The following is a 24439-nucleotide window of genomic DNA, read 5'->3' on the forward strand; positions in this document are numbered from 1 at the left end:
TAATGCGCAATGTCCCTATCTGTGCACAGATCAGGCTTACCGGTTCAAATATCAAATTAAATTTCGCCCATGTTGGGATTGAGGCAGGAATGAAAACCCGGAATTACTTGCTTTACGATGTGTTTACGACCGAGCGACTGGCCGGCAATCCTTTGGCCGTCGTGCTCGATAGCAAGGGATTGGACACGGCCGCGATGCAGGCCATCGCGCGCGAATTCAACCTGTCCGAATCGGTGTTCGTCCTGCCGCCGGACAATCCCAAGCACAAAAACCGCATCCGCATCTTCACGCCCGACTATGAAATGCCGTTCGCCGGCCATCCGACGGTCGGCGCCGCGATCGCGCTGGCCGAACTGGCGGAAGAGGGCGGCGCCGGCATCTTCGTGCTGGAGGAAAACATCGGTCCGGTGCGGTGCGCCGTCAGCAAGCATGACGGCAACACTTTTGCCGAGTTCGACCTGGCCAAGCTGCCGGAGCCGCTGAAGCTCGATGCCGATCCGGAGGCGATCGGTGCCGCGCTTGGGTTGACGCCGCATGAGATCGGCTTCGAGAATCACCGCGTCGCGTTCTGGTCGGCGGGCGTGCCCTATGTCACCATCCCGGTTGCCAATCTCGAGGCGGCGGGCCGCATCCGGCTGGACAACCAGGCATGGTCGGAACTGGCGCCGCGCAAGAGCGAGTGGGCCTTCGCCAGCCCCTATGTCTACTGCCGCGAGACGGTGAACCACGAAAGCGCCTTCCATGTGCGCATGATCGTGCCCGGCACGCCTTCCTACGAGGATCCGGCGACCGGTTCGGCGGCAGCCGCCTTTGCCGGCGCCATCATGCATTTCGACGCGCCGACCGATGGCATTTCACAGCTGTGGATCGAGCAGGGGCTGGAGATGGGCCGGCCATCGCGCATCCGCCTCGAACTGACCGTGCAAGGCGGAAAACTGGCCTCGGCGCGCATCGGCGGCAACGCAATCAAGGTGGCGGAAGGCAGGCTTTTCGTCTGATCGAACGCATGCTCGGTCGATTTGTCGGGAAATGATTCCGGCAGGGCTGGACAGGACCGATGGTGGCGGCTATATGCCCGCCAACGCCGGTTTTTGCCGGCCGAGTGGGTGCGTAGCTCAGTTGGTAGAGCAGCTGACTCTTAATCAGCGGGTCCACAGTTCAATCCTGTGCGCACCCACCAAATTCCTAGAAGAGTTGGTGGAAAGACCCTGAAAGCGAGACGCGTTTGGCGCATCTCGGGCAAGGCTGTCCGACCGTGATTCTTCAAACGCGCTATCCGGATCTTGTGGCGATTTAGCCGCGTTGAAAAATGCGGCTCAGAAACCGGCCGAATCGAAAAGCAAGGCTCCTTTCCCCGGCTGCAGCTTCGTTGGCGCCAATTCCGTCTTTTCCCCCCGGAGAAATCGCTGACGAGCCACCAGAAGAAGACCAGGAAGACAACGAAAATGCCGGTGTCGATCGGGCCATGACTTGAATAGCTGCTGTGACGGAACACAACAGCGACCGCCCCGGCGATAACACCGCAGCTGCGGCAGGATGAAATTTCTTCATCCACAAAAATCGATTTGAGAATCGCCGTTACGGTAAGATGCCTCCTTTGTCGTGACAACGGCATCTTTGTCGGCCGATACGGGGAATGAATAACTACTTCTCCGAAACGCCAGCCTCTGCAAAACTCGCCATGCGGGCATGGCACTCCAGCGCCGAGCGGACGATGTTGACGGCGAGGCAGGCGCCGGAGCCTTCGCCGAGCCGCATGCCGAGATCGAGCAGCGGCGGCAGGCCGAGCGCTTCGAGCAGGCCGCGATGGCCTGACTCAGCGGAGACATGGGCTGCGATGGTGTGGGCGAGGCCGGTCGGATGCAGCTTCGCCAGCGGGGCTGCGGCGGCGGTGCAGACGAAGCCGTCGAGCAGCACGGGTATGCCGAGATGGCGGGCAGCCAGCGTGGCGCCGAAGATGGCGGCCAGTTCGCGTCCGCCGAGTGCGGCAGCAATGCCAAGCGGATCGGCGAGGGCTGCGGCGTGGCGCTTCAGGCCGGCTTCGATGGCGACCACCTTGCGCTTCAAGCCGGCGTCATCGACGCCGGTGCCGCGCCCTGTCCACTTTTCCGCGCCGCCGCCGAACAGGGCTGCTGAAACGGCCGCTGCCGGCGTCGTGTTGCCGATACCCATCTCGCCGAAGCAGATAAGGTCCAGATCCTTCGTCACCGCATCATAGCCGGCCGAGACCGCCGCCAGAAAGGGCGCTTCGTCCATTGCCGGACCTTGGGTGAAGTCGCCGGTCGGATGGTCGAGATCGAGCGGGATGACGTCGAGTTCGGCGCCGGCTATGCGGGCAAGCTGGTTGATGGCGGCACCGCCGCCAGCGAAATTCGCCACCATCTGCACGGTGACTTCCGAGGGATAGGCCGACACACCTTGCGCGGTGACGCCGTGGTTGCCGGCGAAGACGAAAACCTTGACGCGGTCGAGTTTCGGCATGTCGCGGCCCTGCCAGCGCGCCAGCCACGCGGCGATGGTCTCGAGCCGGCCGAGGCTGCCTTGCGGCTTGGTCAGCGTGTCCTGGCGGCGTGCGACCGCATTGGCCGCGGCATCGCTGCCAGCCGGCAGGTCGAGGCAGGCGGCGCGCAATTCACTAAGGGACTTGAAGGGCATGGGGGCAAAGTCTCCGAAAAGGAATCAGGCCGCGAGAATCAGGCCAAAGGGATCAGGAAAGCGCTACGGAAGCGACGAGCAGCACCGCGATCTCGCTTGCCTGCTGCAAGGCGCCGATCGTGTCGCCGGTCTGGCCATCGATCTGGTTGAGGCAAAGGGCGCGGAAGGCGGCAAACAGCAGGCCAAGCAGGATCAGCGCGAAGACGGCGCCGCCCAGCCCGAGCAGGAGAAGCGGGATCGCGCCGAGCAAGGCGCCGGCTATGGCGGTTTCCTGCGAGACGGTGCCGGCGTCGACCGAGAGGCCGTTGACGCGCGCTGGAGGCAAGAGATGCATGAAGGCGCCAAGCAGGCCGCGCGAGGCCGCGTGTGCGGCCAGGAGGGCAAACAGGGCCTGTGTGGGATCGACGAACTCCGACAGCGCGCTCCAGCGGATCAGCAGCGACAGAGCCAGCGCCGCCGCGCCATAGGCGCCGATGCGGCTGTCGCGCATGATCTCAAGTTTGCGGTCGCGCGATTTGCCGCCGCCAAACCCGTCGGCGACGTCGGACAGGCCGTCCTCATGCAGGCAGCCGGTGGTGAGCAGGGTTGCCACAAGGGCAAGTGCGGCCGCCGGCCCCATGGCAAGGCCGAACCGTTCCGCCGTGGCAAAAACGATGGCGCCGATCAGGCCGACGACGAGACCGGCGATGGGGGCGGCCCAGATCGCCGCGGCAAGGCTGCGGCCGCGAAAATCGAAGACTGGCAGCGGCAGCCTGGTGAAGAAGACCAGGCAGAGCGCGATATCGTCGACGACCTGTCGTGGTGAGAGGGCCAGATTCCCGAATTTCATGCTCTAGCCCCTCGCAATCGCATGGAAGAAGGTGCCGCTGACATGGCCGCGCCGGTAGCCCGAGGCGCCGATCGGATTGCCCTGGCCGTCGGCAAGGTCGGCCAGCGGCTCGTCATTGCCGGTGGCCGTCATCTGCGCATAGTGGAATTCGTGGCCCCGGATCAGCGCGCCCTGTGCACCCAGCGGACAATCGGCACGCAGCCGCGCCTCGCGGTAGCCGAGGTTCATCTTGCGCCTGGCGAAGCTGGTGGCATGGCCGAGCAGGCCGAGCATCGCATGCGTTTCGCCCGACGCGTCCTCCAGGGCTTCGCCGAGCACCATGAAGCCACCGCACTCGCCATGGATGGGCTTCGTCGCGGCGAAACGCGCCATGCCGGCGCGGAAAGTCGCGGCGGCGGCGAGCTTGCCGGCGTGAAGCTCGGGATAGCCGCCCGGCAGCCAGCAAACGTCGCAGGTCCCGTCGGGCGCTTCGTCGACGAGCGGCGAGAACGGGACGATTTCCGCACCCGCCTTGCGCCAGTAGGCGGCGACATGCGGATAGAGGAAGGTGAAGGCGGCATCCTCGGCCAGCGCGATGCGTTGGCCCGGCGGCGCCAGCGCGTCGTCGAAACCGCCGGGCGCCGGAGTGAGGGGCGTCGCCAGGGCCATGATCGCATCGAGATCGAGCGACTTTTCCGCCATGTCGGCCAGCCTGTCGAGATGCGCCATCAGGTCGTCATATTCGCCAGCCTGGACAAGGCCGAGATGCCGCTCGGGCAGGTTCAGCGTGGGATCGCGCAGGATGGCGCCGACGACCGGCAGGCCGATCGCCTCGATGGCCTCGCTGCACAGCTTGCGGTGCCGCTCGCTGCCCAGCCGATTGAGCGCGACACCGGCCATGCGCACGTCAGGATCATAGGTGGCAAAACCCTTGGCGACAGCCGCCGCCGTGGTCGACTGGCCGGAGACGTCGAGCACCAGCAGCACCGGCAGGCCGTAGAGGCGGGCGAGGTCGGCGGCCGAGCCGGTGCGCCCCGGCGAGGCCGGAATGCCGTCGAACAGTCCCATGGCGCTTTCGAGGATGACGAAATCGGTGTCATCGGCGGCTTGCGCGGCAAGCGCGTTGAGCAGCGATGGCGGCATCGCCCAGCTGTCCAGGTTGACGCCGGACAGCCCCGTGGCGGCGGTGTGGAAGCCGGGGTCGATATAGTCGGGGCCGGATTTGGCGCCGCGCACTTTCAAGCCGCGCCGGGTCAGCGCGCGCAGGATGCCGATGGTGACGCTGGTCTTGCCGGAGCCGGAGCGCGGCGCGCCGATGATGATGGCGCGGGCCGTCATGCTTGCCCCGCCAGGGCCGCGCGCATGGCAACGATGCCGCCAACGACGATCAGCGCCGGCGAGGCCAGACCGGCGGCCGCTGCTTCCTCGGCAATGGTGGCGAGCGTGGCGACGACGGTTCGCTCCTGCGGCGTCGTCGCGGCGACGATCACAGCCGCCGGTGTCGACGGCGCCAGCCCGCCATCGAGAAGGGCGGCTGATATCAAGGGCAGGTTGGCCATGCCCATATAGACGACGACAGGCTGGCCGGTGCGGGCGATCGCCGCCCAGTCGAGATCGTCATCGGTGCCGGCGGCGTGGCCGGTTGCCAGGATCACCGCCTTGTTGATGCCGCGCATGGTGGCGGGGATGCCGGTCGCGGCCAGCGCACTGAGGCCCGAGGTCAGGCCGGGCAGTACGCGGAACGGGATGTTTTCCCGCGCCAGCGCCAGAGCTTCTTCGCCGCCACGGCCGAAAATATAGGGATCGCCGCCCTTCAGCCTGACGACGCGGCGGCCTTCGCGTGCGAGCCGGACCAGCAGGGCGGTGATGTCGTCCTGTTTCATCGACGGTTTGCCGCCGCGCTTGCCGGCAAAGAAAAGCTCGGCTTTTTCGGCAACTGCGACAATGTCAGGGGACACCAGTGCGTCGTAGACCAGCGCATCCGCCTCGGCCAAAGCCGCCAGCACTTCGAGCGTCAGGCAGCCGGGGGCGCCAGGGCCGGCGCCGGCCAGCCAGACATGGCCCGGCTCGAGCCGGCGCGGCTTGAAGTTCAGCCGGGACAAGGCTTTTTCGAGCGTGGCGTTTTCGCCGGTGTTTTTGGTGCTGCCGCTCACAATCCGTCCCGTCCGCGAAAACGCCGCTGATAATGGGCGTCGTATAATGAACTCTCGCCAAAACCTCGCGCCGCCAGCGAGCGGCCGACGAAGATGATCGCCGTGCGCTCCATCGGATCGGCGGCGAGCTGTGCCTCGATCGTCGCCAGCGTGCCGGTCAGCACGCGCTCGTCCGGCCAGGAAGCGCGGAAGACGACCGCCACCGGGCAACCGCCGCCATAGTGCGGCGTCAGTTCGGCGACGACGCGGTCGATGGCGTGGATGGCCAGATGAATGGCAAGCGTGGCGCCGGTGCGGCCAAAACCGGCCAGCGTCTCGCCGGGCGGCATTTTTGAGGCGCGCCCGGAAATGCGGGTCAGCACCAGGCTTTGCGCCACTTCGGGAATGGTCAGCTCGCGGCGCAATGCGGCGGCGGCAGCGGCGAAGGAGGGGACGCCCGGCGTCAGCGTATAAGGGATGCCGTGCTTTTCCAGCCGGCGGATCTGCTCGGCGACCGCGCTCCATACCGACAGGTCACCGGAATGCAGCCGGGCGACATCCTGGCCTGATTTGTGCGCCTCGAGATAGGCGGCCTCGATCTCGTCGAGCGACATCGGCGCGGTGTCGACCAGCTTTGTCCCCGGCGCGCAGTGCTGCAGCAATTCGGGCGCGACGATCGAGCCGGCATGCAGGCAAACCGGGCAGTTTGCCAAAAGCCTTGCGCCGCGCAGCGTGATGAGGTCGGCCGCACCTGGACCGGCGCCGATGAAATGAACGGTCATGGCGCATCTCCGCTGATGGCGATGGCGCAGGTGACCGGGCCGAGCACGGTGCGGGGGCCAAGCAGTTTTGCGCCTGTGCCGGCCACGGCGAGGGCGGACGCCTCGGAGACCGATGGTGTGCCGGCAACATCCTGCGAGAGATCGGAATGGCTGAGCGTATCCGACGAGGCAGCTTGAAGTGCTGAGTCGTCGACGACGATGACGGGAAGACTCAGCGTGCGGCCAGCGGCGGCGATCGCTTCTTCATCCTTCTTGAACGCGGCAGTCGCCAGTGCCGACAGCGCCGTCATCGCCAACCCATGCGCCTCCAGCGCCGTTTCGATCGCCGCAAGCACCTCTTCGACGCCCACGCCCTTTCGGCAGCCTATGCCTGCGACCATCATGGCTTCATCCAGCTCCATTGCGTCACTGGCATGGCCGGCCGCCAGGCCTGCATCGAGCCGACCGGCGAGGCCCGCGAGATGTTTATACGCGTGAGATCGCCGCCGAGCTTCGTATGCTGGGCAAGAAGCAGGGCTTCCATCTCCAGCGTCACCGCGTTGGCGACGAGACGGCCGCCAGTGTGCAGGGCCTTGATGGCAGCTTTCAAGACACCGGCATCGCTGCCACCACCGCCGATGAAGATCGCGTCTGGCGTGTCCAGTCTGGCAAGCGCCTTCGGCGCGCTGCCTTCGACCACGACAAGGCCGGGAACGCCACAGGCAGCGGCGTTGCGACCAATACGGGCAGCGCGCACCGGATCGGCCTCGATGGCAAAAGTGCGCATGGAAGGGTGGGCCAGCATCCATTCTATGCCGATGGAACCGGAGCCGGCGCCGATGTCCCACAGCAACTCGCCGCGCCGCGGCGCCAGCGCCGACAGGGTGATCGCGCGGATTTCGCGCTTGGTGATCTGGCCGTCATGGTCGAACAGGTGATCGGCAAGGCCTGATGTGAGCGGCAGCACGCGCGCGTCCGGACCGGATTCAACTTCGACCGCCAGCACGTTGAGCGGATTGAGGTTTTCGAGGTCGAAGGCATCGGCGCGGACCGAGCGCTGGGTCTCGCTTGGCCCACCCAACGCCTCCAGGATCGTCAGCCGCGATGCGCCGAAGTCGAGTTCCGCGAGCAGGCGGGCAATCGCCGCGGGGGCCTCTGCATCCGAGGTCAGCACCAGGATGCGCGCGCCTGGCTGCAGCAGCGGCCGGATCAGGTCGAGCGGCCGGCCGTGCAGCGAGACGGTTTCGATATCCTGCAGCGCCCAGCCGAGCCGGGCGGCCGCCAGTGAAACGGCTGAAGGCGCGGGGATAACGTGCATCTCTTGCGCCTTGACCTTGCGGGCGAGCGTGGCGCCGACGCCATGGAAGAACGGATCGCCGGACGCGAGCACACAGACGTTCCTGCCGGCGAGCGCCAGCACGTCAGCCATCTCGGCATCGAAGGGAACCGGCCATGGGCGCGGCTCGCCCTTGGCGAAGGAAGCGACAAGGGCGAGGTGCCGCTTGCCGCCGAAGATGATCTCAGCCTGGGCAATCCGCTGCTTGGCCTCGTCGCCGAGACCCGCTAAACCGTCCTCGCCGATGCCGACGACTGTCAGCCAGGCGGCTCGCGATTGACGCTCAGCAGGCATGATGACCCACCGTATCCTGATCCTCGGCGGCACCACCGAAGCGCGGCAACTGGCCGGAAAACTGGCGGCGTGTGCCTCGGTCACACTGTCGCTGGCCGGCCGCACCGAAAGCCCGGTCGCGCAAGGCGTGCCGGTGCGAAGCGGAGGCTTTGGCGGCGCCGACGGGCTGGCCGCTTACCTCACGGAAACGGCCACCGATCTGCTGATCGACGCCACGCATCCCTATGCGGCGCAAATCTCCGCCAATGCCGCACAAGCCGCGCGCATGGCCGGCGTGCCGATCCTTGCCCTGCGGCGTCCCGGCTGGGAGCCTGTCGAAGGCGACCGCTGGACGTTGGTCGGTACGGTCGGCGATGCCGCGCAAGCGCTTGGACCGGCGCCGCGCCGCGTTTTTCTGGCACTGGGCCGGCAAGAGGTTGCGGCTTTCGAAGCAGCGCCCCAGCACCACTATCTCATTCGCAGTGTCGATCCGGTCGAGCCGAAGCTGGCCGTGCCCGACGCCGAATATCTGTTGGCCCGTGGCCCGTTTCGCGACGCGGAGGAACGCGCGCTGCTCGAAAGGCACCGCATCGATGTCGTGGTGTCCAAGAACAGCGGCGGCGAGGCGACCTTTGGCAAGATCGCCTCGGCGCGGGCGCTTGGCATCGAGGTGGTCATGATCCGCAGGCCTGATCTGCCGGACGTGCCCTCGGCTGAAACCGTCGAAGCGCTGGCCGCCATTGTCGATCGATTTGGGGTCGATCATTTTGTCCGTCCCGTGGACGAGCGCGGCGTGTAGACCAGCGCCGGCTTCTCCGTGCGCTTGATAATCCTGGTTTCCGGCGAGCCGATGATGATGCAGGTCGCCATGTCCGCCTTTTCAGCCTCGACATCGGCCAGCAGGCAGACCTCGATACGCTCGTCCGGGCGACCGGCGGCGCGGCCGAAGATTACCGGCGTGGTGCCCGGCAGGATGGCGGTCAGGCACTCGAAGGCGCGGCCGAGTTGCCAGGGGCGGGCCTTGCTGATCGGGTTATAAAGCGCGATGACGAAGCCGGCACCGGCCGCCGCCAGCAGGCGCAGTTCGATCAATTCCCATGGCTTTAGATTGTCGGAGAGCGAGATGGCGCAGAAATCATGGCCGAGCGGCGCCCCGATGCGGGCGGCAACCGCAAGCATGGCGGTGATGCCGGGCACCACGGCGACATCGACCGCGCGCCATTCGACCGGACCGGCCTCGATCGCCTCGCAGACGGCCGCCGCCATGGCGAACACGCCGGGATCGCCGCCGGAGACCACGGCGACGTCATGGCCCTCTGCGGCCTTGCTCAATGCGTCCTTGGAGCGGGCGAGTTCCTCGCGGTTGTCGGAAGCGACGCGGGTCTGGTCCGGGCGCAGGTCCAGCCGATCGAGATAGGGCTTGTAGCCGTAAAAGAATTTCGCCTCGGCGACAGCGCGGCTGGCCTCCGGGGTGACCTGATCGGCATTGCCGGGCCCAAGGCCGATGACGGTGAGACGGCCACTCATACCTGCGCTCCCACGGCGCCGGGGCGGCCGGACCAGCCGGCGACCAGCACGATGGCGAAGTAGGGCGCCTTGTCGTCCTTTTTGTCGGCAAGCTTCATCGAGACGCTGCCGGCCATGGTGCCGCGCTCTACATAGACGGCGCGCGACAGCTTGGCCGTAGCCTCCAGCGCCCGCCTGATCTTGGGCAGGTTGCGGCCAACCTTCATGATGACGGCGGCATCGGTGTCGGCCAGCCGGCGGGTGAGCTCGAATTCGCTCATCGTGCCCGGCAGCACGGTGAGCACGTCGTCGCCCTGGACGATCGGAATACCGGTCTGCGACCAGCAGCCGGACATGGCGGTGACGCCGGGGATGACTTCGGTCGGAAAACGATGGGCGAGGCGCACATGCAGATGCATGTAAGAGCCGTAGAACAGCGGGTCGCCCTCTGACAGCACCGCAACCATTCTGCCGGCTTCGAGGTGCTCGGCGACCTTCTCGGCCGACTCCTCGTAGAAAGCCGTGATCTGCGAGCGGTAGTCGTCGTGATCCCTGGCGATTTCGGTTGTGACGGGATAGAGCAGCGGCAATTCCGTCATTTCGGGCCGGAACTGCGCTTCGACGATGGCGCGGGCGTTGCTGTTGTTGCCGCGCTTGGCGAAATAGGCCACGACATCGGCCTCGGCCAGGATGCGGGCGGCTTTTAGGGTCAGCAGTTCGGGGTCGCCAGGACCGGTGCCGACGCCAACGAGGCGGCCTTTGAGAAAGGCGTTCACAGGCCAGGCCTCGCCAATGAATTGAGCGCGGCGGCGGTCATGGCACTGCCGCCAAGCCGGCCACGCACGATGGCGTAGGGAACGCCATAGGAGTTCTCGGCCAGCGCATCCTTGGATTCGGCCGCACCGACGAAACCGACCGGCATGCCGATGATGGCCGCCGGCTTCGGTGCGCCATCGCGCAGTTTTTCCAGGAGATAGAATAGCGCGGTCGGCGCATTGCCGATGGCAACCACAGAGCCGGCCATGCGCTCGCCCCAGAGGTCGATGGCGGCCGCCGAACGGGTGTTGCCGATTTGCCTGGCAATGTCGTGCGTACGCGGGTCGCGCAAGGTGCAGATCACCTCGTTGCCCGCCGGCAGCCTGGCGCGGGTGACGCCATGCGAGACCATTTCCGCGTCGCAGAAGATCGGCGCGCCGGCCGCCAAAGCGGTGCGGGCGGCGGCAACGAAATCGGTGGAGAACACAAAATGACTTGAAGCTTCGACCTGGCCGCAGGCATGGATCATGCGAATGGCGACATCGGCCTCGGCTTCGGAGAAGCGCGACAGATCGGCCTCGGCGCGGATGATGGCGAAGGAGCGCTCGTAGATCGCCGTGCCGTCATGGATGTAGTCGTAGGCGGCCATGCTCATTTCCGTTTTTCAGTTTGGGCCTGTCGGTAGGCCTCGGCGATACCGGCCGGCCCGAGCCTTGTCAGGCAAGCGGCGGCGGTTTCACCTTGATATCGTGTGCTGCGGATCATCGCCGCGACGCGGCCGATGCCGCGCGCGGCGTCATAGCCCGGCCTGTAGCCGGCAGGAAGGGCCTTTGCCGTCGCGTTCACGACAAGTCCGGCTCCATTTTCGCCGCCGACGATCGTCAGCGCTGCCGGACCGGGGTGGGCGCAGCCTTTGGCACAGCCGGAAATGTGAAGGGTGAAGTCGAGGATGTCGGCTGTTTCAGCGGCTATCGTCTCGGCGATGTCGCGTGTGGCGATGCGGCCGGAGGCGCAGGCCGGCATGCCCGGGCAAGCGGCAATGCGCGTGCGCGGGTCGGCGGGGGCGATGACGAAGCCGAGGGTGGCGGCTGTGTGCTGGAGGGGGCGGTTGGCGGCGGTTGGCTGACCGAGGAAGAGCAGGGCGCGACCGGGGGCGAGGCGGATTTCGGTTGTACCGAGGGTGAGGGCGTGTTGGGCGAGGGCGATGATGTTGTCCGCCGGCATGCTGCCGTAGGGCAGGGCGATGCCGAGGGCGGTGGCATGGCCGGCTAAGGGGAAAAGGCCGATGGGTTTGCGCGAGGCGCCCCCCTTTGCCCTGCCGGACATCTCCCCCTCTAGGGGGGAGATTACGCCGTCACCGATGGTTTCGCCAATCTCCGGTGCTGTTAAGGAAAAGCCGGCGTCGAAGCTGCCAATCTCCCCCCCTGAGGGGGAGATGTCCGGCAGGACAGAGGGGGGCGCCTCGCGCAAACTCGTCGAGCACAGCCAACCCGCCAAAGACACTAATTGCCTCTCCGATAAATCCCTTGCGTGGGCCTCGCGGCCTTTCTCTGCAACCATCCTTAGAGCTGCAACGGCAATATCGCGCGCCGCACCTTGATCGGCAAACGCCAGCGGCCTCGCATTCCTCCCGTCACCCGCGACAGACACGCGCCACCGAACTCCCGCATCGGTGCGCGTTGCAGCAAGCCGCACGTCGGCCGTGACCGCATCCATGGCGAGTTGCCCGCAGCCGTCCACGACGACCGACACCTTCGGCCCTAGGCGTTGTACGAGCCCAGCTTCTTCGATCGCAGCCCTGATACGTTCAGCCAGCGGCCGGGGATCGGCAATCTCTTGCGGATCAATGCCGGCCAGCGGCCCGGTCTCGACCGGCACGCCGGTGCGAACCGCAATATCAAGCGCATCGACCTCCGCCGCCAGCAGCGCAGCACTTTGCGCCGTCAGGCCGCGTATCTGCAGGCTGCCGCGCGCGGTGACTTCCATGATGCCGTTGCCGTGCCGCAAGGCGGATTCGGCTAGTCCGATCAACGACTCTGGCGACATCCCCCCAGCGACCGGGTTGAGCCGCACCAGCAGGCCGTCGCCGGTTTGCATCGGCGCCGACAAAGCCGGACAGGCGCCGCGGCGCGAGAAGGCGCTCATGCCGCCACTCCAAGCGCTTCTGCCTCGGCGATCAGGGCTGCGAGATCGTCGTCGATGGAATTGCGCAAGGGGTGCCAGAGACTACGCCGGCGCGCCGACAGGAAGCGTTCGGCAATGATTTTTGCCGCGGCGGGGTTCTCGCGCAGGATGAAGGCGCGGACCATGGGATCGCCTAGATAGGCATCATGAACCGCCTCGATCAGCGTTCCCGAAATGGCGTGCGTGGTTTCGGCGAAGCCAATCAGCCGGTCGACGGTTTCGGCGAATTCCGAGGCGCCGCGCGGGCCGTGGCGCATCTGGCCTGATATGAAGCGTGGATTGACGGCGCGGGCACGCACGACGCGCGCTACGGCCTCACTGATCGAGCGTGGCTTCGGCTTTTGCGGGTCCGTGGTGTCGAGCACGATGACGTCGGCATTCCTGCCGAGCGCCGCAACTGCTGCGGAAAAGCCGCCGATGAAGGCGACATCGGCGGAGCCCTCGAGGATGTCGCGGCCGGGGTCGTCGCCGGTGTGGACGAGAAGATCGGCTTCGGCGATGCGGCCCTCGAAGGCGCCGGGTGCGGAGATGCCTTCGCCCCCGGCGCCGCCATAGGCGTGCGATGTAGCGTCGAGATAGGCGCGGCCGATTTCGTCGCGCGCGCTCCAGTTGCCGGAGGACAAGATATCCTCGACGCCGGCGCCGTATGTGCCCGGCGAGGTGCCGAAAATGCGCGGGCTGATCTTGCCGTCGGCGCGGGTCTTGGCCGCGAGCGGGTTTTCCGAATCCTCCTCGTCGCGCGCGGCAACCGCGTTGGCTGCGGCATCGATCAGCGCGATTTGGGTCGGGAACATGTCGCGGAACAGGCCGGATATGCGCCAGGTGACATCGACGCGCGGACGGCCCAGCATGGCCGGCGGCAGCACTTCGATGCCGGTGATGCGGCCGGTCGCCGAATCCCATTGCGGCCGGCAGCCCATCAGCGCCAGGCCTTGAGCGATCTCCTCGCCGCCGGTGCGCAGCGATGCCGAGCCCCAGAGATCGATGACCAGCGAGCGTGGCCAGTCGCCATGCGACTGCATGTAGCCGCGCACGACTTCCTCCGCCGCTGCCCTGCCCAGATCATAGGCGGTCGGCGTCGGCATGGTGCGCGGGTCCGAGGTGAACAAATTGCGGCCGGTAGGCAAGACGTCCGAGCGGCCGCGCATAGGCGCGCCGGCCGGCCCAGCCTTGACGTGGCGGCCATCGAGCGCGGCGAGCAGCGCCGTCTTCTCGGCTTCAGCACTTTGCCGGCGCATGGCGTCCGGCTCATCCTCCGGAGCGCGGCCATAGATATGCAGCCCGTCCTTGATGGCGAAATCCTTGAGGTCGCAGAGCCAGGCATCGATGCGGCGCAAGGCCTCGTCGGGCGCGTCGGTTCTGGCAACGCCGGCTTCAGAGGCGAGACCGGTTTTTTGCGCGGTGTCGACGATCAGTTTCGCCAGTCGGTCACGGCGGCGACGGTCGAGCCCGTCGGCCTGGGCATATTCATCGACCAGCCGCTCGAGCTTGTGCTGGTTTTCGTCCAGCCCGGCGCCGGTCAGCGGTGGCGGCAAATGGCCAAGGGTGACGGCGGCAATGCGCCGCTTGGCCTGCGCCGCTTCGCCCGGGTTGGAGACGATGAAGGGATAGATGACGGGCAGGGGACCGGTGACGATCTCCGGAAAGCAGTTTTCCGACAGAGCAACGGTTTTGCCCGGCAGCCATTCAAGCGTGCCATGGGCGCCGACATGGACCAGCGCGTGAACGCCGAGCGACTTGCGCAGCCAGAGGCCGAAGGCGATCAGCGCATGGCGCGGGGGCAGCGTCGGGTCGTGGTAGTCGGCGCGGCGGTCGACGGAGCAGCCGCGGTCGGGGGCGAGGGCGATGGTGACGTTGCCGAAGGTGGCGGCGCGGAAGGGGAAACGTGCAGTGGTCGGTCGCGAAGGTTGGCGCGAGGCGCCCCCCTCCGGTAGAACAGAGGGGGGCGCCTCGCGCAAACCTGTCTCGTCTTCTGCCTTCCCCCAAGCAGCCTCGACTGCAGCAATTGCACCTGTCGGCAATTCCGTCGAAAGAGCGAGATAATCGTCCAGCCCCAACCCGTCGGCACTCCGCTCAAGCAAATCCAGCAACCCACGCGGCGTCTCCGGAATTCCCTCAACCACATAGCCCTGCTCCTTCAGGTCATGCAGCATGGCGAGCACGCTGGACGGCACGTCGAGGCCCACGGCGTAGCCGGTGCGGCCAGGAGCGCTAGGGTAATCCGGGATCAGGATGGCCAGCTTGCGCCCGGCGCGGGGCGTCTCCTGCAACTTGATGAAGGCCGCGACGCGGTCAGCGACCTGCGCCACGCGATCCGGTTCCGGCCGGTTGGCGAAGGCGCGGTGGCCGAGTGCGGGATCGGTCTCGGTCTCGCCCTTGAAGGAAATGGCGCCGGCGAGGACGCGGCCGTCGAGTTCGGGCAGCACGACGTGCATGGCGAGGTCGGCGGGTGCCAGGCCACGCTGGTTGTTTTGCCAGATGTCGCGGCGGGTGGTGGCGACGATGACCTGGAAGACAGGCACGCCGGCGCGGTCGAACAGCGTTTCGATGCCGGGTTCGGCGCCTGAGGCGAAGGCGGTCGCGGTGATGATGGCGGCGGGCTTCAGCGCCGTCAGTGCTGTTTCCACGAAGGCGAGGGAGGTTGGGTCCTTGAGGCTGGAGACGAAGATCGGGACTGGGTCGATGCCGCGCTGCCGCAGCGCTTCAACAAGCGCATCGATGGGCGCGACATCGGCGGCCAGCAGCATCGAGCGATAGAACAGGATGGGGATGATAGGAGCGTTGGCGTTGTAAGCGCCAGCATTCGATAAGTCCGGCTTCTCTACAACTCCACTTCCAGGCACGTAAAAACCAGCTTTCGGCACCACCACCGGGCCGATAACTTCCGCATCCGACCCCGCCAGCCGCGCCAACCTCCGCACCAGCGCGCCCATATTCGCCGGGCCGCCCTCGCGGAAATAGTCGAGCAGAGCGTCAAGTTCTTGGCGCGGCAGCGTCGAGGCTTCGATCAGGCGCAGATCCTCGTCGCGGCATTCGCCGGGCAGCAGCGCCAGTTTTATGCCGCGTTCGCGGGCGGTCGAGGCAAGCTGGTCGCAGCCGTAGCGCCACCAGTCGTAGCCGCCGAGGATGCGCACGAGGATGATCTTGGCATGGCGGGCGACGCGGTCGACCCAGAGGTCGACGGACATGGGATGGCGCAGGTCGCGCAGTGCGGACAGCCGCATCGAGGGCAGGCGGCCGGCATCGGTCCTCCACGCCGCCGCCAGTCCGGCGAGGTCGCTGTCGGTGAAGGACAGGGCCACGATATCCGCCGGCGTCTGCCGCAGATCGACCGGCTCGGCGAGGTCGTCGAGCGAGGCGGATGTCGTGGTTAGGATGTGCATCGCAATCCGTGTCCGAAATCAGCCGGCGAGTATACGCTCGATCGCCGGGCGGTTCAGCCCCTTCAGGCCGATGACGACGAGGCGCGAACGGCGGTCGTCCTGCGCGGTCCAGGCGCGGTCATAGTAATGATTGACGCGCGGCCCGACGGCCTGCAGCAAGAGCCGCATCGGCTTGCCGCCGACCTCGACGAAGCCTTTTACGCGCAGCACGTTCTCTTCTTCGGCGACCGTGGCGACACGCTTTGCCAGCTCGTCCGGATTGGCGATCGAGGCAATGTCGACGATGAACGTGTCGAAGTCGTCATGCTCGTGGTCGAATGCGCCGTCATGATGGGACTTGCGGTTTTCGATGTCGTCCTCGACGGCGAGACCGAGCCCGAGCAGCACCGAGGGATCGACCTTGCCATGCGAGGTCGGCACGATCTTCACCGCGCGGGCGGAGTGTTCGCCAATGATGGCATTGGCGCGGGCGGTGCCGGCGGCGTCCATCAGGTCGCTCTTCGACAGGATGATCAGGTCGGCGCAGGCGATCTGGTCCTCGAACAGTTCTTCCACCGGATCGTCGTGGTCGAGCGTCTCGTCCCCGGCGCGCTGCGCCTGGAGGGCCTCCATGTCGTTGGCGACGCGGCCTTCGGCCAATGCCGGTCCGTCGACCACGGCGATGACGCCATCGACGGTCACCCGGCTTTTCACGCTCGGCCACTGAAAGGCCTGGACCAGCGGCTTGGGCAGTGCCAGGCCCGAGGTTTCGATCAGGATATGGTCGACCTTCGGCGTCAGCGACAGGATTTGGTCGAGCGCCGGGACGAAATCATCGGCGACAGTGCAGCAGATACAGCCATTGGCCAGTTCTACGATGTTTTCCTCGGGGCAGGTGTCGATACCGCATCCCTTGAGGATCTCGCCATCGATGCCGATGTCGCCGAATTCGTTGACGATGATGGCGATGCGCTTGCCGCCGGCGTTTTCCAGGAGATGGCGGACCAGCGTCGTCTTGCCGGCGCCGAGGAAGCCGGTGACGACGGTGCAGGGAACGCGGGATACGGAAGTGGTCATGGTCAATCCTTCAGCATGTCGATGGGTGGAATGCGGGCCACGAGGCCGCGCTTGAGGCTATCGGGGCGGCCACGCCACGGGATCAGGCCATCTTTCGAGGTGGCGAAGAGCTTTGCGCCTGTCACGAGGTCGGCGCCGCTGGTCGCGGTCAGGTCGCCGAAGACATAGCTCCAGCAGCCGTCGCGCAGGATCGCGGCGCTGAGGCGCCGCTTGCAATTGCCAAGGCATTCGACGCTGCGGATGCGGATATCGTCGCCAGCGGCGGCGCGGCGCGTGTCGTCCGTCAGCAACTCGCCGGCGCGGGGATGAGCGTCGGAGCCGGTCTCATTGCGGCAGGAGCCGCAGACGATGATGGTGACGCCGGCCAAGGCATCATCATGGCCGGACGAAATATCCGCTGTGCCAGCCGAAAAACTGCTGTCGTGGTCCAAAGATCGGGCTCCTTGCCCGGAAACCCGCCGGGCGATCGGATTCTACAGTCGCAGACGGCAGGTCTCCTGGCTCGCGAGTCATCGCCTTGGGTAGCCGCCTTCCCGGGAATTCCCAGTGGTTTTCGGCCTTGGCTCTTCGCTTACAGTTGCGGGGACAGCCGCGGATTTGGGATTTTGCCCGGCACCGCATTCCCTCTTAGCCCTTGCCGTTGCGGGCAAGGGACCATCTGGAACCGGATTTAGGCTTTTGCGGGCGGCGGTGTCAACGCGAGCTTACGACACGGCTATGTCGGCCAGCGCCGCGCCCAAATCGCCGGCAGGCGTCACTTCGATGCGTTCGAGCCCGAGCCAACCTTGCATCTGCTTCAATTCCTCGAACAGCTCCGCAGCGGTTTCAGGCGGCGCACCGGGCTCGGCATAGGCCGCATGGACCCGCAGTATGCTGGCCGGGCGATCGGCCTTGAGGTCGATGCGCGCCACGATCCGGTCGCCGAGCAGGAACGGCAGGACATAATAGCCATACTGCCGCTTGTCGGCCGGTGTGTAGATCTCGATGCGGTAGTGGAAATCGAACAGCCGCTCGGTGCGCGAGCGCTCGAAGACGACCGGATCGAAGGGTGCCAGCAAGGCGCGGGCCCCGACTTTGCGCGGCAGACGGGCGTCCCGGTGAAGATACGCCGGCTTGTCCCAGCCTTCGACACGCACCGGCAGCAACTCGCCCGTTTGAACCAGTTCCTCCAACCGGCCTTTCATATCGGCCGGCGACAGGCGGAAATAGTCGCGCAAATCGCCTGAAGTCGCCACGCCGTGGGCGCGGGCGGAAATGCGCAGCAATTCGCGGTGCGCGTCCTCAGGCGTCGGCACCGGCAGATCGAGGATCGCCTGCGGCAGCACGCGCTCGGGCAGGTCATAGAAGCGCTCGAAACCGCGGCGGTGCGCCGTGGTGATGCGGCCGGCCCAGAACAGCCATTCGAAGGCGTGTTTGGCATGGCTCCAGCCCCACCAGCCGCCCGAACCTTTCTGGCCCTCCAGCGCGGAAGCGGCGATCGGGCCGCGCTCGGCGACCTCGCGGTAGATCTCTTCGATGTAGGCGGCGTGCTCGCGGCCCCATTTGGCGAGACCCAGATACATTTCCTCGCCCCGCTCGGCGCGCTGCATGCGCCAGCGCATCAGCGGGTATGTCTCGACCGGCAGGAAGGAGGCCTCGTGCGCCCAATATTCGAAAACCATGCGCTTGCGCGTCACGGCCGCGTTGTCGAGCAGCGAGAACGGGTAGGGGCCAAGGCGCGAATAGAGCGGCATATAATGAGCGCGCACCACCGCGCTGACGGAATCGATCTGCAACAGGCCGGTGCGGGAGAGGGTGCGGGCAAAATGCCGGCGGTCGGGCGTGCCGGTCGGGCGAGGATCGAGGAACCCCTGGGCGGCAAGGGCGATGCGCCGGGCCATCGGGAGCGAGATCTTTTCCTTCATGCAGGTATCACTTTGACGTGTTTTGACCGAGGGTCGAATGGCTGATTCCAACCCATGCTAGCAGGGTTTTGGCGGCATCCATGTCAGGAGAGAAAAGTGGAGTAAAAAGCGAAGGAAATCAAACAGGAGCGGATCGGACCAGTTTGCCGCGATATGCCGTCCAGGTCGATGTTTTGAACAAGGTTTGACTTGCTTCGCTGGAAGTGCTGCGCTAACCCTCGCCGCGTTGCAGCATAGGCCCTTAAAACGGTTCAGCGGTTAAACTGTCACGCTTCCGCATTAGGGTCCGGTGCTGTAATCAACGTGGATTGGCGCCAACGGAAAGCCGAGCATGAACGCACTCTTGAGCTCATACCTGCCCATCGTCCTGTTCATAGGCGTGGCGCTGGTTGTCGGCCTGGCGCTGCTGGCCGCGCCCTTCCTGGTGGCCTACCGCAATCCCGATCCCGAAAAGCTTTCCGCCTACGAGTGCGGTTTCAACTCGTTCGACGACGCCCGCATGAAGTTCGACATCCGTTTCTACCTGGTGTCGATCCTGTTCATCATCTTCGACCTGGAAGTAGCCTTCCTGTTTCCGTGGGCGGTGTCGTTTTCGAAGATCGGCATGCTCGGTTTCTGGTCGATGATGGTTTTTTTGGCGGTGCTGACCATCGGCTTTGCCTATGAATGGAAAAAAGGAGCGCTGGAATGGGATTGAACGACAGTTCAGGCACCCTCGTCGCGCCGAAGCCCAAGGGCATCATCGATCCCAACACCGGCAGGCCGGTGGGGGAGGACGATCCCTTCTTCCTCGAGATCAACAACGAGTTGGCCGACAAGGGCTTTCTGGTCACTTCGACCGAGGCGCTCATCACCTGGGCGCGCAGCGGGTCGCTGATGTTCATGACGTTCGGCCTCGCCTGCTGCGCGGTCGAGATGATCCACACCTCGATGCCGCGCTATGATTCGGAGCGGTTCGGCGTCGCGCCACGCGCGTCTCCGCGCCAGTCCGACATCATGATCGTCGCCGGCACGCTGACCAACAAGATGGCGCCGGCGCTGCGCAAGGTCTACGACCAGATGCCGGAGCCGCGCTACGTCATCTCGATGGGCTCCTGCGCCAATGGCGGCGGCTATTACCACTATTCCTATTCGGTGGTGCGCGGCTGCGACCGCATCGTGCCGGTCGACATCTATGTGCCCGGCTGTCCGCCGAGCGCCGAAGCGCTGCTCTACGGCATTCTTCTCTTGCAGAAGAAGATCCGCCGCACCGGCACGATCGAACGGTAAATCCATGACCGCATCCCTGAGCGAACTGTCGACCTATCTCGGCGAGAAGCTGATCGGCCGCGTGAACGAGGCTGATATCGCCTATGGCGAACTCACCATCCATGTCGAGCCGCGCGATCTGGTCGAGGTGATGACCTTCCTGCGCGACGATGCGCGCTGCCAGTTCATCTCGATCATCGATGTCTGCGGCGCCGACTATCCGTCGCGGGCCAAGCGTTTCGACGTCGTCTATCACCTGTTGTCGCCGAAGCAGAATGTGCGCGTCCGCGTCAAGGTGCAGGCCGACGAGGAAACCATGGTGCCGTCGATCACCGGCGTCTATCCCGGCGCCGACTGGTTCGAGCGCGAGACCTACGATCTCTACGGCGTTTTGTTCTCCGGCCATCCCGACCTGCGCCGCCTGCTGACCGACTATGGCTTCGAAGGCCATCCCTTGCGCAAGGATTTCCCGCTGACCGGCTTCGTCGAGGTGCGCTACGACGACGAGGCCAAGCGCGTTATCTATGAGCCGGTCGAGCTCAAGCAGGAATTCCGCAATTTCGATTTTCTGTCCCCGTGGGAAGGTACGGATTACGTGCTGCCGGGTGACGAGAAGGCAAAGCAGTAAATGGCTGAAACCTCCGTCCGCAACTTCAACATCAATTTCGGCCCGCAACACCCCGCGGCGCACGGCGTTTTGCGCCTTGTGCTGGAGCTGGACGGCGAAGTCGTCGATCGCGTCGATCCGCATATCGGACTGCTGCATCGCGGTACCGAAAAGCTGATCGAAGCCAAAACCTATCTGCAGGCGGTACCCTATCTCGACCGGCTCGACTATTGCGCGCCGATGAACCAGGAACATGCCTTTGCGCTGGCCGCCGAGCGTCTGCTCGGCATCGAGGTGCCGAAGCGTGGCCAGGTGATCCGCGTTCTCTACAGCGAGATCGGCCGCATCATGTCGCACATCCTCAATGTGACGACGCAGGCGATGGACGTCGGTGCGCTGACGCCGCCGCTGTGGGGCTTCGTCGAACGCGAAAAGCTGATGGTGTTCTATGAGCGCGCCTCCGGTTCGCGCATGCATGCCGCTTATTTTCGGCCCGGCGGCGTCCATCAGGACCTGCCGCGTCAACTGGTCGAGGACATCGGCAAGTGGATCGACCCGTTCCTGAAGTCGATCGACGACCTCGACCGGCTGCTGACCGGCAACCGCATCTTCAAGCAGCGCAATGTCGATATTGGCATCGTCTCGCTGGCGGATGCCTGGGCCTGGGGTTTTTCGGGCGTGATGGTGCGTGGCTCGGGTGCAGCCTGGGATCTGCGCAAGTCGCAACCCTATGAATGCTATTCGGAGATGGATTTCGATATTCCGATCGGCAAGAACGGCGACTGCTTCGACCGCTACCTCGTGCGCATGGAAGAAATGCGCCAGTCGGCGAAGATTATGCGCCAGTGCGTCGACCTTTTGCTCGGCAAGGAGAGCACCGGCCCGGTGTCGAACCTCGATGGCAAGGTGGTGCCGCCCAAGCGCCAGGCAATGAAGCGCTCGATGGAAGCGCTGATCCATCACTTCAAGCTCTACACCGAGGGTTATCGCGTGCCGGCCGGCGAGGTTTACGCCGCTGTCGAGGCGCCGAAGGGCGAATTCGGCGTCTATCTGGTTTCCGACGGCTCCAACAAGCCCTACCGCTGCAAGCTGCGCGCGCCGGGTTTCGCGCATCTGCAGGCGATGGATTTCCTCTGCCGCGGCCACATGCTGGCCGACATCACCGCCGTTCTCGGCTCCCTCGACATCGTGTTTGGTGAGGTCGATCGCTAAATGTCAGTCCGCCGTCTCGCAGAAGCCAGCGTCCAGCCAGCATCCTTCGCCTTCAACCGGGCGAATGCCGCGGCTGCGAAGCAATGGATCAAGAAGTACCCGAAGGGCCGTGAACAGTCGGCCATCATCCCGCTTCTGATGATAGCACAGGAGCAGGAAGGTTGGGTGACGAAGGCGGCGATCGAGACGATCTCCGACATGCTCGGCATGCCGCGCATCCGCGGGCTGGAAGTCGCGACCTTCTACACGCAGTACCAGTTGAATCCGGTCGGCACGCGTGCGCACATCCAGGTCTGCGGCACCACGCCCTGCATGCTGCGCGGTTCGGAAGCGCTGATGGATGTCTGCCGCTCCAAAGTCCATCACGACCAGTTCCACACCAACGACAAGGGAACCTTGTCCTGGGAAGAGGTGGAATGCCTCGGTGCCTGCGTCAACGCGCCGATGGTGATGATCTTCAAGGACACGTTCGAGGATCTGACGCCGGAACGCCTGGCTGAAATCATCGATCTCTATGACGCCGGCAAGGGTGCTGCGGTGGAACCGGGGCCGCAGAATGGCCGCACCGGCTCGGAGCCGGCCTCCGGCCTCACCACGCTGAAGAGCGAAAAGGCGATCCTCAAGTCGACCCGCGACAGGGAAGCCAGGGAGGCGGCCAAGGCCGCCAGGGCGGCACCCGACGCGATCGTCGCAGCGCCGGTGCCGGCGCCGGCCGCGGCCCCTGTCGCACCGTCCAACACCAGCAAGCCGAAGACCGACGCCCCTGAAACCAGCCCGGCGTTGAAGACGCCTTCAAAAACCAAGGTCGCGCCGGCGGTTGAAAAGGCGGCGAGTGTTGCCGCTCCACTGCATTCGGCCGCCAATGCCAACAAGGCAGACTCCAAAGTCGAGCAGGTTTCCAAGCAGCGCAGTGGCCCCATCACCAAGGCCGAGCCGGCCTCCGCCTTCAAGGCGCCAGAGGTCAAGGTACCGGCCGCCAAGCCGGCCAAACCGTCGCTCGGGGACAAGAACCGCCCGGCCGGCATCGACAGGCCGGCACAGGTCGATGACCTCAAACTGATCTCCGGCGTCGGCCCCAAGATCGAGGGCATCCTGCATACGCTGGGCATCTTTACCTTCGCGCAGGTCGCGTCGTGGAAGAAGGCCGAACGCGAGTGGGTGGATGGCTATCTCTCTTTCCAGGGCCGCATCGATCGCGACGACTGGGTCAAGCAGGCCAAGGCGCTCGCCAAGGGTGGCGTCGCCGAATACATCCGCGTCTTCGGCAAGAAGCCGGTCTGAGGGACGAAAAATGCTCGGGGATAAAGACCGCATCTTCACCAATATCTACGGCCTGTTCGACAAGTCCTTGGCCGGCGCGATGGCGCGCGGCGCCTGGGATAACACGCCCGGCATCGTCGCCAAGGGCCGCGAGTGGATCGTCAACGAGATGAAGGCGTCGGGCCTGCGCGGCCGTGGCGGCGCCGGCTTTCCGACCGGCCTCAAATGGTCGTTCATGCCCAAGCAGAGCGATGGCCGGCCGAGCTATCTCGTGATCAACGCCGACGAATCCGAGCCCGGCACCTGCAAGGACCGCGACATCCTGCGCAACGACCCGCACACGCTGGTCGAGGGCGCGCTGCTTGCCGGTTTCGCCATGGGTGCGGTTGCCGCCTACATCTATGTGCGCGGCGAGTTCATCCGCGAGCGCGAGGCGCTGCAGCGCGCGATCGAGGAGGCCTATGAGGCCAAGCTGATCGGCAAGAACAACACCTCCGGCTACGATTTCGACATCTACATGCACCACGGCGCCGGCGCCTATATCTGCGGCGAGGAGACAGCGCTCCTCGAAAGCCTCGAAGGCAAGAAGGGCCAGCCGCGGCTGAAGCCGCCATTCCCGGCCAATGTCGGCCTCTATGGCTGCCCGACCACGGTCAACAATGTCGAATCGATCGCGGTTGCGCCGACCATCCTGCGCCGCGGTGCGGCCTGGTTCTCGTCCTTCGGCCGGCCCAACAATGTCGGCACCAAGCTGTTTTGCATCTCCGGCCATGTCAACAATCCGTGCACGGTCGAAGAGGCGATGTCGATCCCGTTCCGCGAACTGATCGAGACGCATTGCGGCGGCATTCGCGGCGGCTGGGACAATCTTTTGGCGGTCATACCGGGCGGCGCTTCGGTGCCGCTGGTGCCGGCCGAGCAGATCATCGACGCGCCGATGGATTTCGACGCGCTGCGCGACCTCAAATCCGGCCTTGGAACCGCGGCTGTCATCGTCATGGACAAGTCGACCGATGTCGTGAAGGCGATCGCGCGGCTTTCCTACTTCTACAAGCACGAGAGCTGCGGCCAGTGCACGCCATGCCGCGAAGGCACCGGCTGGATGTGGCGGGTGATGGAACGGCTGGTGCGCGGCGAGGCGCAGAAGCGCGAGATCGATATGCTGCTCGACGTCACCAAGCAGATCGAAGGCCATACGATCTGCGCGCTGGGCGACGCGGCGGCATGGCCGATCCAGGGCCTGATGCGGCATTTCCGCGGCGAAGTGGAGCGGCGCATCGACGAGTTTTCGCGCAATGCGCACCGGGCCGAGCCTGTGATGGTGGCGGCGGAATAGAAGAACGTTTTACGCGGACGAA

General features: G+C 65.5%; 23 protein-coding genes, 1 tRNA gene and 1 riboswitch. Of the genes, 9 read left to right on the plus strand and 15 right to left on the minus strand.

The genetic code is table 11. The annotated features are described in order from the left end of the window. The first annotated feature begins 89 nt into the window (after positions 1-89). Both MESCI_RS16445 and MESCI_RS16450 read left to right on the plus strand, forming a co-directional pair. Complete coding sequence (locus tag MESCI_RS16445) at positions 90-998, plus strand: PhzF family phenazine biosynthesis protein (RefSeq protein ID WP_013531073.1); 909 nt, start codon at positions 90-92, stop codon at positions 996-998. 106 nt (positions 999-1104) lie between these two features. Then, positions 1105-1180, plus strand: a tRNA-Lys gene (locus tag MESCI_RS16450). A gap of 464 nt (positions 1181-1644) precedes the next feature. Here the strand turns inward: MESCI_RS16450 and cobT are convergent. From cobT to MESCI_RS16485, 7 genes are read right to left on the minus strand one after another with little or no spacing between them, the layout of a single operon-like run. Next, a complete protein-coding gene (cobT, locus tag MESCI_RS16455) occupies positions 1645-2655 on the minus strand; it encodes a nicotinate-nucleotide--dimethylbenzimidazole phosphoribosyltransferase (protein WP_013531074.1) in 1011 nt (336 codons plus the stop codon). A 52-nt stretch (positions 2656-2707) separates the two neighbouring features. Beyond that, entirely contained in the window at positions 2708-3484 is a 777-nt protein-coding gene (gene cobS / locus MESCI_RS16460) for an adenosylcobinamide-GDP ribazoletransferase (protein ID WP_013531075.1), read from the minus strand. Positions 3485-3487: 3 nt separating this feature from the next. Continuing rightward, a complete protein-coding gene (locus MESCI_RS16465) occupies positions 3488-4801 on the minus strand; it encodes a cobyrinic acid a,c-diamide synthase CobB (RefSeq protein ID WP_013531076.1) in 1314 nt (437 codons plus the stop codon). After that, a complete protein-coding gene (cobA, locus tag MESCI_RS16470; protein WP_013531077.1) occupies positions 4798-5616 on the minus strand; it encodes a uroporphyrinogen-III C-methyltransferase in 819 nt (272 codons plus the stop codon). Before cobA ends, MESCI_RS16465 begins: the two co-directional genes overlap by 4 nt. Continuing rightward, the gene (cobM, locus tag MESCI_RS16475; protein ID WP_013531078.1) at positions 5613-6377 is read right to left on the minus strand and encodes a precorrin-4 C(11)-methyltransferase; all 765 of its coding nucleotides are present in this window, start codon (positions 6375-6377) and stop codon (positions 5613-5615) included. Before cobM ends, cobA begins: the two co-directional genes overlap by 4 nt. Next, positions 6374-6760, minus strand: coding sequence for a cobalamin biosynthesis protein (locus tag MESCI_RS16480; RefSeq protein WP_013531079.1), 387 nt, complete (start codon positions 6758-6760; stop codon positions 6374-6376). The genes cobM and MESCI_RS16480 overlap by 4 nt, the downstream gene beginning before the upstream one ends. Next, the gene (locus tag MESCI_RS16485; RefSeq protein ID WP_013531080.1) at positions 6757-7986 is read right to left on the minus strand and encodes a bifunctional cobalt-precorrin-7 (C(5))-methyltransferase/cobalt-precorrin-6B (C(15))-methyltransferase; all 1230 of its coding nucleotides are present in this window, start codon (positions 7984-7986) and stop codon (positions 6757-6759) included. Before MESCI_RS16485 ends, MESCI_RS16480 begins: the two co-directional genes overlap by 4 nt. 1 nt (position 7987) lies before the next feature. Here MESCI_RS16485 and MESCI_RS16490 point away from each other — a divergent pair, with 1 nt between their 5' ends. After that, positions 7988-8764, plus strand: a complete 777-nt coding sequence (locus tag MESCI_RS16490) for a cobalt-precorrin-6A reductase (protein WP_013531081.1) — start codon at positions 7988-7990, stop codon at positions 8762-8764. Here MESCI_RS16490 and MESCI_RS16495 read toward each other — a convergent pair. The 8 genes from MESCI_RS16495 to MESCI_RS16530 all read right to left on the minus strand — a co-directional run bounded on the left by MESCI_RS16495 (position 8728) and on the right by MESCI_RS16530 (position 18754). Then, positions 8728-9492, minus strand: a complete 765-nt coding sequence (locus MESCI_RS16495) for a precorrin-3B C(17)-methyltransferase (RefSeq protein ID WP_013531082.1) — start codon at positions 9490-9492, stop codon at positions 8728-8730. The genes MESCI_RS16490 and MESCI_RS16495 overlap by 37 nt on opposite strands. Continuing rightward, on the minus strand, positions 9489-10247 hold the full coding sequence (locus tag MESCI_RS16500; RefSeq protein WP_013531083.1) for a precorrin-2 C(20)-methyltransferase: 759 nt from the start codon (positions 10245-10247) through the stop codon (positions 9489-9491). The genes MESCI_RS16495 and MESCI_RS16500 overlap by 4 nt, the downstream gene beginning before the upstream one ends. Next, the gene (locus tag MESCI_RS16505; protein ID WP_013531084.1) at positions 10244-10876 is read right to left on the minus strand and encodes a precorrin-8X methylmutase; all 633 of its coding nucleotides are present in this window, start codon (positions 10874-10876) and stop codon (positions 10244-10246) included. Before MESCI_RS16505 ends, MESCI_RS16500 begins: the two co-directional genes overlap by 4 nt. Positions 10877-10878: 2 nt before the next feature. Next, positions 10879-12372 (minus strand): precorrin-3B synthase, encoded by a 1494-nt coding sequence (gene cobG, locus MESCI_RS16510; RefSeq protein ID WP_013531085.1) that lies wholly within the window; start codon positions 12370-12372, stop codon positions 10879-10881. Next, positions 12369-15794 carry a cobaltochelatase subunit CobN gene (gene cobN, locus MESCI_RS16515; RefSeq protein WP_013531086.1) on the minus strand — a complete coding sequence of 1142 codons (3426 nt, stop codon included), beginning with the start codon at positions 15792-15794 and terminating at the stop codon, positions 12369-12371. Before cobN ends, cobG begins: the two co-directional genes overlap by 4 nt. An 18-nt stretch (positions 15795-15812) precedes the next feature. Beyond that, on the minus strand, positions 15813-16850 hold the full coding sequence (gene cobW, locus MESCI_RS16520; protein ID WP_013531087.1) for a cobalamin biosynthesis protein CobW: 1038 nt from the start codon (positions 16848-16850) through the stop codon (positions 15813-15815). A 2-nt stretch (positions 16851-16852) separates the two neighbouring features. Next, a complete protein-coding gene (locus MESCI_RS16525; RefSeq protein ID WP_013531088.1) occupies positions 16853-17281 on the minus strand; it encodes a DUF1636 family protein in 429 nt (142 codons plus the stop codon). A 39-nt stretch (positions 17282-17320) separates the two neighbouring features. After that, positions 17321-17524, minus strand: a riboswitch (cobalamin riboswitch). Positions 17525-17554: 30 nt separating this feature from the next. Further along, positions 17555-18754 carry a winged helix-turn-helix domain-containing protein gene (locus MESCI_RS16530; protein ID WP_013531089.1) on the minus strand — a complete coding sequence of 400 codons (1200 nt, stop codon included), beginning with the start codon at positions 18752-18754 and terminating at the stop codon, positions 17555-17557. A 331-nt stretch (positions 18755-19085) separates the two neighbouring features. Between MESCI_RS16530 and MESCI_RS16535 the strand changes: the two genes are divergently transcribed. The 6 genes from MESCI_RS16535 to nuoF are packed head-to-tail and all read left to right on the plus strand — an operon-like array spanning position 19086 to position 24417. Next, positions 19086-19451 (plus strand): NADH-quinone oxidoreductase subunit A, encoded by a 366-nt coding sequence (locus MESCI_RS16535; RefSeq protein ID WP_010910112.1) that lies wholly within the window; start codon positions 19086-19088, stop codon positions 19449-19451. After that, positions 19442-20023: a NuoB/complex I 20 kDa subunit family protein gene (locus MESCI_RS16540; protein WP_013531090.1), complete on the plus strand. Its 582-nt coding sequence runs from the start codon at positions 19442-19444 to the stop codon at positions 20021-20023. The genes MESCI_RS16535 and MESCI_RS16540 overlap by 10 nt, the downstream gene beginning before the upstream one ends. A 4-nt stretch (positions 20024-20027) precedes the next feature. Next, positions 20028-20630: an NADH-quinone oxidoreductase subunit C gene (locus MESCI_RS16545; RefSeq protein WP_013531091.1), complete on the plus strand. Its 603-nt coding sequence runs from the start codon at positions 20028-20030 to the stop codon at positions 20628-20630. After that, positions 20631-21821 carry an NADH-quinone oxidoreductase subunit D gene (locus MESCI_RS16550; protein ID WP_013531092.1) on the plus strand — a complete coding sequence of 397 codons (1191 nt, stop codon included), beginning with the start codon at positions 20631-20633 and terminating at the stop codon, positions 21819-21821. It abuts the gene before it with no gap. Next, a complete protein-coding gene (locus tag MESCI_RS16555; RefSeq protein WP_013531093.1) occupies positions 21822-23102 on the plus strand; it encodes an NADH-quinone oxidoreductase subunit E in 1281 nt (426 codons plus the stop codon). It abuts the gene before it with no gap. Positions 23103-23112: 10 nt separating this feature from the next. Continuing rightward, positions 23113-24417, plus strand: a complete 1305-nt coding sequence (nuoF, locus tag MESCI_RS16560; RefSeq protein ID WP_013531094.1) for an NADH-quinone oxidoreductase subunit NuoF — start codon at positions 23113-23115, stop codon at positions 24415-24417. Positions 24418-24439 lie beyond the last annotated feature (22 nt).

Origin of the sequence: Mesorhizobium ciceri biovar biserrulae WSM1271 (genome assembly GCF_000185905.1) — a bacterium.
GTDB lineage: Bacteria > Pseudomonadota > Alphaproteobacteria > Rhizobiales > Rhizobiaceae > Mesorhizobium > Mesorhizobium ciceri.